The following is a 10014-nucleotide window of genomic DNA, read 5'->3' on the forward strand; positions in this document are numbered from 1 at the left end:
TTACACCATATCTTTTAGCCGATAAATCCATTCCAATGCTTGACGCGGAGTCAGTGAGTCTGGATTGAGATTTTCCAATGCTTCAATCGCCGGTGATGTCTCTTCTGTTAGTAGTGCAAGTTGTGGTGTATCGACATGACTTGCTGTTGCATGGTTGGATAGCGATTCCAGCTCTTTAAGTTTCTGGCGAGCCCGTTTAATCACTTCACGTGGAACGCCAGCGAGAGAAGCAACTGCCAATCCGTAACTCTTACTGGCTGCGCCTTCTTGCACGCTGTGCATAAATGCGATGGTATCTCCATGCTCTACCGCATCCAGATGAATATTAACCACGCCTTCAAGTTTTTCCGGCAACGTGGTCAGCTCAAAATAGTGAGTAGCAAACAGAGTCATTGCTTTAATGCGGTTTGCCAGATTTTCTGCACATGCCCATGCCAGAGAAAGGCCATCGTAGGTTGATGTTCCTCTACCAATCTCATCCATCAATACCAAACTTTGTTCTGTCGCATTGTGCAAGATATTGGCGGTTTCGGTCATTTCCACCATAAAGGTTGAACGGCCGGATGCCAGATCATCGGAAGCACCTACACGGGTGAATATACGATCAACTGGGCCGATGACCGCTTTTTCAGCCGGTACAAAGCTACCGATATAGGCCAGAAGTGTAATAAGCGCCGCCTGACGCATATAGGTACTTTTACCGCCCATATTTGGGCCGGTAATAATCAACAGACGCCGCTGTGAAGATAAAGAGAGTGGGTTTGAGATAAATGGTTCACTCAGAACTTGCTCAACAACCGGATGACGACCACCAGTGATTTGGATTCCCGGTTTATCGCTCAATGTTGGGCAAACATAATTCAGGGTTTCAGCGCGTTCTGCCAGATTTGCCAATACATCAAGTTCAGCCAGTGCTTCGGCGCTGGTTTGTAATTCGGCCAAATGAGGCAGCAGTAGATCGAATAATTCTTCGTAAAGCGCTTTCTCTATTGCCAGAGATTTCCCTTTAGAGGTCAGAACCTTATCTTCATATTCTTTTAGCTCAGGGATGATATAACGCTCAGCATTTTTCAGTGTCTGGCGGCGGACGTAGTGAATTGGCACCAGATGGCTCTGCCCTCGGCTGACTTGAATATAGTAGCCATGAACACCATTAAAGCCGACTTTCAGAGTATCAAGACCCAGCTTTTCTCGTTCACGGATTTCCAGTTGTTCCAGATAGTTACTGGCACCATCAGCCAGTGTGCGCCACTCATCCAGTTCACTGTTATAACCCGGTGCGATTACGCCACCATCCCGAACTAATACCGGAGGTGTTTCTACAATCGCTTTTTCAAGCAATTCCTGTAATTCATCAAACCTGCCGATATTTTTCTGCAATTGCTTGATATAAGGGGAATCTGAGGAGTCCATAACTTGATGGATATCCGGTAATTGCTGGAATGCATGGCGCATTCTTGCCAGATCCCTTGGCCGAGCAGAGCGTAGAGCCAAGCGTGCTAGCACACGTTCGAGATCACCTATCTGTAGCAAAAATGGCTGCAACTCCAAGCCAATTTCCTGCAAGGTAGCAATAGCTTGTTGACGATTTTCTAATATCTGGCGGTCCCTGACAGGCGCATGCAACCAGCGTTTCAACATTCGGCTACCCATTGGGGTAACACACAGATCAAGAACAGAAGCGAGAGTATTATCTGTACTGCCAGACAGATTTTGTGTCAGTTCCAGATTACGACGGGTTGCGGCATCCATAATAACCGTATCTTGCTGACGTTCCATCGTAATGCCACGGATATGTGGCAGCGCCGTGCGTTGAGTATCTTTGACATATTGCAACAGGCAACCAGCGGCACGCAGAGCAAGTGCTGCTTTTTCCACACCAAAACCGACGAGATCACGGGTACCAAATTGCAAGTTCAATTGCTGTTTTGCGGTATCCAGCTCAAATTCCCATAAAGGGCGACGGCGCAGGCCATGAAAATTTTCAATCAGCACCATATGCTCAAAACTTTCAGGATAGAGTAATTCAACAGGGCGGCTACGTTGCAATTCAGCGGCTATCGTTTCCAGCTCTGCCATTTCAGATATTTGGAAGCGGCCAGATGTCACGTCTAGTGTGGCATAGCCAAATCCTTGATTATCGTGCCAAATAGCCGCCAGCAGATTATCTTGCCGTTCCTGTAATAACGCTTCATCTGTCACGGTGCCGGGGGTAACGATGCGAACAACTTTACGTTCAACTGGGCCTTTGCTGGTGGCAGGATCGCCAATTTGCTCACAGATAGCGACTGATTCACCTAATTGAACCAGCTTAGCTAGATAGTTTTCTACTGCATGATGTGGCACGCCTGCCATAGGGATAGGATTGCCGGCTGATTGACCTCGTTTGGTCAGGGAAATATCCAGCAATTTTGCAGCCTTTTTGGCATCGTCATAAAAGAGCTCATAGAAATCCCCCATTCTGTAAAACAGCAGGATATCAGGATGCTGTGCTTTAAGGCGGAGATATTGCTGCATCATGGGCGTGTGGGTGTCGAAGGTTTCTGTATTAATCATGCAGTGGTCTTAGTTAAGTTTGTGAATCAATTCTTTCGTTATGGTATCGCACCAAGCTTTAAACTTACACAAGTAAAATCTGGAAGCAATTCGCAAATTTAGCTGTAATTTTGGTCTGGTTAATTTGACTCTGTGTGGAAGATAAAGCTGCGTTGCCGAGGTGGTTTAAAGAATTTCCCAATGTTGACTGGTTTTTGCTGTCTAACCAGAAGTTGTCTCTACTTGATGAGAAATATCTGACAGAAGTTGAAATCAAAGGAAACCAGCTAAAAGCCAGCATGCCTGAATTAGCTGCTTACGAAGTTTTAGATGCTGTGCCTGTATCGTTTTCTTTTGAACATGCTGCGGAACTTTTCCAAGGTTTAGTTAACCTTAGACCGCGCAAAGTAGAAATACTCCTTCATTCCAGCCATGCGATCCAAACTAACCGTTTATATCTTTTTTTGACCGATTATTATGCCCATGTATGGGCTAAGCGTATTGATAAAACTAAAATTGATTTAGGAGCAGGGAAGCGTCAAGTCGTGTTAGGAGGAAAGTTGGATAAACGGTATCAGATTACGGTTCCGGAAAAGTATTTTAATAATGGATTATTTCATGGATAAATATTCTCCGTATTACCGACAAGTAGTGTTGTTGATGAGTGTACTGCCTGTGGTGGCAACAGAGAACTGTTTTGCGTTGAAGGGTGGGACGGCGATTAATTTGTTTGTACGTGATTTTCCCCGTTTGTCAGTTGATATTGATCTGGTTTATATACCGCTGGAAAGCAGGGAGTTAGCGTTACCTAATGTTCGAGCGGCATTAACTAGGATTGCCACTTTACTCCAACAACAAGTGGGGATTTTTGCATCACTACAAGCCAATAATTCTGATGAAATGCGCATTATTGTTACTTCTCAACATGCGCAGATAAAAATTGAAGTCTCACCGGTTGCGCGCGGTACGCTGTATTCACCTCAGGAGCGTGATGTTGTTGAGGCTGTAGAAGATGAATTTGGTTTTGCTTCTATTCAGGTTGTTTCGATTGCTGATCTCTATGGTGGTAAATTATGTGCAGCGTTAGATCGCCAGCATCCACGTGATCTCTTCGACGTCAAGATGTTGCTTGAAACGCGGGGAATAGATCGTTCTATCTTTAATGGGTTCATTACCTATTTGCTTAGTCATCCCCGCCCATTGTCTGAAGTGCTTAATCCTCGATGGAAGGATATTTCTGAGCTCTATACCCTATGGATTTCAAGATGGATCGCGACGGCAAGGGAGTGAATCCCCGGGAGCATAGATAACGATGTGACCGGGGTGAGCGAGTGCAGCCAACAAAGAGGCAACTTGAAAGATGACGGGTATATTCAACCAAAAGTATATCTTTGTCATGAACAATAATGTATGAGTTTGAACCCGTATTGAGCTTACGTGTCGAATATTAGGTTAACTTCAGCAAATTAAGTACCACTGGCCCGATGCAGCGCAGTGAATATTTCCTTTAATGCATCGGGCCAGAAGATTACGCTTATCTTGTGAGAAGTTGGTTCCTTCCAAATTATTTGATCACAGAAGCGTCGATCAAGGTGATACCACCGATGAGAGCCCAGGTGGTCCACGATGATGTGGTTGATGAAGTGGTTTGCCAGAGGTGCCAGAGTGCTTTGTCAAGGCCAAGCACAAAGACCTCGATCCGACCGTCTGAATTCTTCGCTACCGTTGGGGCACTGGCGATAATGCCTGTAAATGAGCTCCAGTTAGACCACGGGCCGTTATGGGAAGTTTGCCAGGTGCGCCAGAGCGTGTTATCAGCGCCGCGAGCAAAGACCTCAAGCTGGCCGGAGATATTCTTCACCGCCGCTGGGGCGCTAGTGATCACCCCATCCAAACATTGCCAGTTTGACCATGAAACGGAATCAGAACCGATCTGTGAAATGTGCCGGAGTGTGCTATCGGCACCGCGAGCAAAGACTTCGAGCCGACCATCGCAGTTGTTGATGACCACTGGGTCGCTAGTGATTACACTTTTTAGTGACTGCCAATTTGACCATTGATCAGTGTGAGCAGCCGTTTGCCAAATGTGCCAAAGGGCATTATCGGCACCGCGAGCAAAGACTTCAATCCGACCATCGGCGTTGAGATGTGCAGCCGGGTTACTCGTGAGCGTGCCGCCCAGAGATTTCCAGTTTGACCACGAATTGGTATGGGCCGCGGTTTGCCAGATGTGCCATAGCGCGTTATCCGAGCCGCGTGCAAAGACCTCAAGTCGGCCGTCAGAGTTGAGACACACCTCAGGGTTGCTGGTTATACCTCCATACAGCGGCTGCCAGCTTGACCAGGTATTGGTATCAGCGGCGGTCTGCCAGTTGTGCCAGAGGGCATTATCCGTACCACGCACGAATACTTCCAATCGACCGTCCGAATTACGATGAACGGCGGGTTTGCTGGTTACTACTCCGTTAAACTTGTTCCAGCCGGCCCAAGAGGAGTTTGGAAGCGGTGCTGTTTGCCAATTGTGCCACACTGCGCTGTCAGTGCTTACACCGAAAACTTCAAGTCGATTATCGGCATTGTTTGCTACTGAGACAATTCCAGATAACGCTATCGCAGAGTTCTCGATTTCTACCTCACCTGCAACATATGCTTCGGTATTATCTGGATTTGGCATTTTAATAGGTTCTTTTTTCATATGTATATTCTCTTTAAAAATAATTTTTAGGATTCAGAAAATAATCATTTAATGAGATAGGTATTCGTATTTATATATTGATGTTTTCACTCGTCTCCTATGTTATTTTATTAATAAAATAAAGGGTGGATGTTTTTTTGTTATTTATTGAGCTGTAAAATGTTAATTAAATATAGTCTCGTATTATGTGATTACATATTTTATACCCGTCATCTTTCAAGTTGCCTCTTTGTTGGCTGCACTCACTCACCCCGGTCACATAGTTATCTATGCTCCCGGGTATTCGCTCCCTTGCCGTCGCGATGCATCTTGAAATCCATAGGGTATATATATTATTTTATACGAAATTATTTAAGTGGAATTAATTTTCACAAACTATTTTTCATTTTAAAGTCCCCGCTGGTTTCTATTTTAAATATATTTGTTTAATGTTTTTTTAATTTTTTTAAAATATTTTATTGAATCATTATTAAAGCACAAAATTCATAATCTGGCTATTGAGAAACGTAGATCCTGATTTAATCATGTACCTAAAAGAGGTTATTCTATTTGAAGTTGTTTTCCAGGCATATTCGACTAATAGTCTGTTTCAGATAGACAAAAATATCTCCTTGTCATCAACGATAATATGCCAACTCGAATCGATGCCAGGTTTGTGTATCGAATATGAGATTTTTACCGGCAAATTAGGTACCACTGACCCGATGCAGCGCAGTGAATATTTTCCTTAGCGTATCGGGCCAGAAGGTGACGTTCGTCTTGTGCAAAGCTGGATTCATTCCAGATTATTTGATTGCTGAAGCGTCGATTAAGCTGCCTTTGAGGGATACCCAAGCGGACCACGATGGTGTGGCTTGCCAGATGTTCCAGAGTGCGTTATCGGTGCCACGCGCAAAAACTTCAAGTCGACCATCGGTGTCTTCCACTGCCGTTGGTGCGCTGGTGATCGTGCCATTTAACGTGGCCCAGTTAGACCACGGACCGGAATGGGAAACCGTTTGCCAGATGTGGTAGAGCGCATTATTGGTGCCGCGTACAAAAACTTCAAGCCGGCCATCGGAGTTCTTCACCACCGCAGGAGCACTGGTAATCACGCCATTCAACGAAGCCCAGTTGGACCACGGGCCGCCATGGGGAATGGTTTGCCAGATGTGGTAGAGTGCGTTATTGGAACCGCGCGCAAAGACTTCAAGCCGGCCATCAGCGGTGCCGATGACGACAGGATCGCTAGTGATTACACCACCGAGTGAATCCCAACCTGACCACTGATTGGAATCAGGAGCGGTTTGCCAGATGTGCCAGAGTGCGTTATCGGTACCACGCGCAAAGACTTCAAGCCGGCCGTCGGAGTTGATATGAACCGCCGGGTTGCTGGTGATCACACCGTTCAAAGATTGCCAGCTTGACCACGGACCGGAATGAGCGGCAGTTTGTGAGATGTGCCAAAGTGCATTATCGGTGCCACGTGCAAAGACATCGAGCCGGCCATTGGTGTTGACATATACCGCGGGGTTACTAGTAATTGTACCCCCTAAAGATTGCCAGTTTGACCAACCGGCATTGGCGGCGGTTTGCCAGATGTGCCAGAGCGCATTATCGGTGCCGCGTGCGAATACCTCTAGCCGACCGTCTGTATTGATATAAACGACAGGTTTGCTGGTTACGTTTCCGTTAAGTGAGATCCAGCCGGACCAGGAAGAGCCTGAGTGTGGTGCCGTTTGTCTGTTGTGCCACACGGCATTATCAGTGCCCACACCGAAAACTTCGAGCCGTCCATCGGAGGTGTTTACTACTGAGACAATTTCAGACAACGCGATTGGTGCGTTTTCGATTGCTATCTCATTTGCAGCAAGTAACTCGGTATTATCTGGCTTTGGTATATTAATAGGTTCTTCTTGCATATATATTCTCGTTAAAAATAATTTTTTAGATTGACTAAATAGTCATTTAATAAGCAAGATGTTTAATTCTGTGAATCAACATTCTCACTTTTACTCTTTATTCTTTGAAGAAATAATTAATGTTTTATTTGATGTTGATTGATGATCCGTGAAGTATTAAGTGGATGAGATGCTACATTATAAAACCTAGTGTGTTTATATATATTTTTACATACGGTCATTCAAAAATAATAAATTATGAATGAACTGTTTTGCTGTTTTAAGGTTTCATCTTTATTATATTTGAAAATATATTTTTATCATGATTGTTTTAATTGCATTAAAAACATCTGATAATCTTTGCGGAAGCGAACAGTTTGCCGACTGGCATTAAAAAAACACAGATTCTAGTTCATGAATATTCTATAAAACGGGGCTTTATTTGAAATTGCCTTCTTGGGTATATTCGACCAAGAGTCTACATTGGATAGACAAAACTATATCTTTGTCATCAACCACATGCGCAAGTCTGAGTGAATGCTTGGTTTGCGTGTTGAGAATTGGGTTGATTCCAGCAAATGAGATACTGCTGGCCTGATGCAGCATAGTGAATGTTCTCCTTTAATACATCAAGCCAGAAAGTTATGCGCGTCTTGTGTGAAGCTAATCTTTCCAGATTATTTAATGGCTGAAACGTCGATTAAGTTGCCGCCGAGGGATGCCCAGCTAGACCATGACGATGATGTAGTTTGCTGAATGTGCCAGAGAGCGTTATCCGCACCGCGTGCAAAAACCTCAAGCCGGCCGTCAGAATTCTTCGCTACCGCAGGAGCACTGGTAATCGCGCCTGACAATGAAGCCCACTCAGACCATGAACCCGATGCTGCCGTTTGCCAGATATGCCAGAGAGCGTCATCTGGGCCACGCGCAAAGGCTTCAAGCCGGCCATCGGCGTTGATATGTACCGCTGGGTCGCTGGTAATGGCACCAGACAGTGACCGCCAATTTGTCCAACCTGAGTTAGGAGCGACCTGCCAGATGTGCCAGAGAGCGTTATCGGAACCGCGTGCAAAGACTTCAAGCCGACCATCAGAGTTGCTGATCACCACTGGATTGCTCGTTATCACACCACTCAGTGACTGCCAGTTTATCCAAGGATAGGTATGAGAAGCCGTTTGCTTGATGTACCAGAGAGAGTAATCGTTGCTGCGTGCAAAGACCTCAGGCCGACCACTGGCGTTAACATATACTGTTGGATCACTGGTGAGCACGCCATTTAGTGACTGCCAATTAGACCACGGGCCGGCATGGGGAGCGGTTTGCCAGATGTGCCAGAGAGCATTATCGGAGCCGCGTACAAAAACCTCAAGCCGTCCATCGGAGTTGACATATACCACTGGGTTGCTGGTGATCTGACCACCTAAAGATTGCCAGCCTGACCAACCGGCACCGGGGACGGTCTGCCAGTTATGCCATAGCGCATTATCTGTGCCACGCACGAATACTTCCAATCTGCCGTCTGAATTAATGTAAACTGCGGGTTTGCTGGTCGCTCCTCCATTCAGCGAGTGCCAGTCGGACCAAGAAGATCCGGTGTTTGGTACCGTTTGCCAGTTGTGCCATACAGCATTGTCGGTGCCTATACCGAACACCTCAAGTCGACCATCGGCGTTGTTTGCCGCCGAGATAATTCCGGGTAACGCCGTCCAAGAAATTTCATTGGATACTTCTGTTTCGTTTTCAACAAATGACTTGGTATTATCTGGAGCTGATGTATTAATAGATTCTTTTTTCATATATATATCCTGTTTAGGCATAAATTTTTAGATTCACTAAGTAATCATTTGATAAGCAATATGTTTAATTTCACATTAATATTTCCGATTGCATTCTGTATGTTTTTATTCATAAAATGAATAAGTAATATTTTATTTGATATTAAACTTTAATTATTAAATTGCTGGGTGTGATTTTATATTATGGAGATCTATGTGTTGATATGTATTTTTAAATACGAATATCTAAAAAACATTAATTAGATATAAACTATTTTCTTATTTTAAAGTTTTCTTGGTTTTCTATTTTAAGTCTGTTTTTTACGGTTATATTTGTTTTTTATTCAAAATATCTGATGATCATTATTAAAGTATACAATTCGTCATCTGGCTATTGGGTTAACTCCAGAAAATTAAATACCACTGGTCCGATGCAGCGCAGTGAATATTTTCGTTAATGCATCGGGCCAGAAGATTACGTTTGTCTTATGCGAAGCTAATTCTAACGCTTTCCAAATTATTTGATCGCTGAAGCATCGATCAAGGTTCCACCAAGTGAGGCCCAAGAGGACCATGATGATGGACTCGTCCTCTTGATGTTCCAGAGTGCGTTATCAGTGGCGCGTACAAAGACTTCAATATAGCCATTAGCGTTTTCCACGACATCTGGGCCGCTAGAAAGTCCGCCACCCAATGAGGCCCAGTTGGACCATGAGCCGGAATGGGTATCATTTTGCCAGTTATGCCATAACGCATTATCGGAGCCGCGTACGAATACTTCTAATTGACCGTCTGAATTGAGATAAGCGGCGGGTTTGCTGGTCACACTTCCACCGAGTGAGCTCCAGCCGGTCCAGGAAGCACCTGTATGTGTCGTTTGCCCATTGCGCCACACTGCATTATCGCCACCTACACCGAAAACCTCGATCCGACCATCAGAGGTGTTCGTTACTGAGACAATGCCAGATACCGCGATGGTAGGGTTTTCGATTTCTACTTCGTCCGTAACAGATAACTCAGGGGAACCTCTAAAAACTTTTCACAGCCACAAAATTGAGTAAAATGTAGGCACAGTACATCTCTGCAAGGTAGCGCTGTCATGATACCGCCTCGTTCTGCTTTAAAAAAA

Annotated in this window: 5 protein-coding genes and 2 pseudogenes; 2 read left to right on the plus strand and 5 right to left on the minus strand. The window is 44.9% G+C overall.

The genetic code is table 11. The features are described from left to right. The gene (mutS, locus tag ACGF49_RS21850) at window positions 1-2556 is read right to left on the minus strand and encodes a DNA mismatch repair protein MutS (protein ID WP_228901509.1); all 2556 of its coding nucleotides are present in this window, start codon (window positions 2554-2556) and stop codon (window positions 1-3) included. Window positions 2557-2684: 128 nt separating this feature from the next. Between mutS and ACGF49_RS21855 the strand changes: the two are divergent. Together ACGF49_RS21855 and ACGF49_RS21860 are read left to right on the plus strand one after the other, a co-directional pair. Beyond that, window positions 2685-3161 (plus strand): annotated as a pseudogene (locus ACGF49_RS21855) (type IV toxin-antitoxin system AbiEi family antitoxin domain-containing protein); the annotation flags it as partial. Next, window positions 3154-3777 (plus strand): annotated as a pseudogene (locus ACGF49_RS21860) (nucleotidyl transferase AbiEii/AbiGii toxin family protein); the annotation flags it as partial. The pseudogenes ACGF49_RS21855 and ACGF49_RS21860, both read left to right, overlap by 8 nt. Window positions 3778-4099: 322 nt before the next feature. On the opposite strand, the gene ACGF49_RS21865 reads toward ACGF49_RS21860, so the two are convergent. The 4 genes from ACGF49_RS21865 to ACGF49_RS21880 form a co-directional block, all read right to left on the minus strand. After that, window positions 4100-5230 carry a hypothetical protein gene (locus tag ACGF49_RS21865; protein ID WP_113044084.1) on the minus strand — a complete coding sequence of 377 codons (1131 nt, stop codon included), beginning with the start codon at window positions 5228-5230 and terminating at the stop codon, window positions 4100-4102. A 785-nt stretch (window positions 5231-6015) separates the two neighbouring features. Continuing rightward, on the minus strand, window positions 6016-7131 hold the full coding sequence (locus ACGF49_RS21870) for a hypothetical protein (protein ID WP_387492764.1): 1116 nt from the start codon (window positions 7129-7131) through the stop codon (window positions 6016-6018). 656 nt (window positions 7132-7787) lie between these two features. Further along, window positions 7788-8906 (minus strand): hypothetical protein, encoded by a 1119-nt coding sequence (locus tag ACGF49_RS21875; protein ID WP_387492767.1) that lies wholly within the window; start codon window positions 8904-8906, stop codon window positions 7788-7790. Between the two features lie 496 nt (window positions 8907-9402). Continuing rightward, window positions 9403-9711, minus strand: a complete 309-nt coding sequence (locus tag ACGF49_RS21880; RefSeq protein WP_387492769.1) for a hypothetical protein — start codon at window positions 9709-9711, stop codon at window positions 9403-9405. Window positions 9712-10014 lie beyond the last annotated feature (303 nt).

The organism is Photorhabdus sp. RM96S (genome assembly GCF_042879335.1).
Taxonomy (GTDB): domain Bacteria; phylum Pseudomonadota; class Gammaproteobacteria; order Enterobacterales; family Enterobacteriaceae; genus Photorhabdus; species Photorhabdus kayaii.

Coding starts and splice junctions, on each gene's coding strand:
- mutS (WP_228901509.1), bottom strand. CDS start 2,556: ATGATTAATACAGAAACCTTCGACACCCACACGCCCATGATGCAGCAA.
- ACGF49_RS21865 (WP_113044084.1), bottom strand. CDS start 5,230: ATGAAAAAAGAACCTATTAAAATGCCAAATCCAGATAATACCGAAGCA.
- ACGF49_RS21870 (WP_387492764.1), bottom strand. CDS start 7,131: ATGCAAGAAGAACCTATTAATATACCAAAGCCAGATAATACCGAGTTA.
- ACGF49_RS21875 (WP_387492767.1), bottom strand. CDS start 8,906: ATGAAAAAAGAATCTATTAATACATCAGCTCCAGATAATACCAAGTCA.